1 protein-coding gene is annotated in these 481 nt (G+C 58.4%); it reads right to left on the reverse strand.

Annotation, left to right across the window (positions count from 1 at the left end):
- Positions 1–481 (reverse strand): EF-Tu/IF-2/RF-3 family GTPase (locus A3730_RS08635; protein ID WP_255364227.1); only part of this gene is annotated, 481 nt, incomplete at both ends.

The following is a 481-nucleotide window of genomic DNA, read 5'->3' on the forward strand; positions in this document are numbered from 1 at the left end:
CAACGAACTTGGTGTGCGGCTTGATGGAGCCCGGCTTGGCCAGTACCTGGCCACGCTCAACCTCATCACGCTTGGTACCACGCAGCAGAACACCAACGTTCTCACCAGCGCGACCTTCGTCCAGCAGCTTGCGGAACATCTCAACACCGGTACAGGTGGTCTTGGTGGTGTCGTTGATACCCACGATTTCCAGCTCTTCACCCACCTTGATGATGCCACGCTCTACACGGCCGGTTACTACAGTACCGCGACCAGAGATGGAGAATACGTCTTCGATCGGCATCAGGAACGGCTGATCAACGGCACGCTCCGGCTCCGGGATGTACTCGTCCAGGCACTCAACCAGCTTCTGCACGGCAGGCATACCGATGTCGCTGGTATCGCCTTCCAGAGCCTTCAGGGCAGAACCCTTGATGATCGGGGTGTCGTCGCCCGGGAAGTCGTAGTCGCTCAGCAGCTCACGCACTTCCATTTCTACCAG

This window comes from Alcanivorax sp. HI0044 (assembly GCF_001634945.1).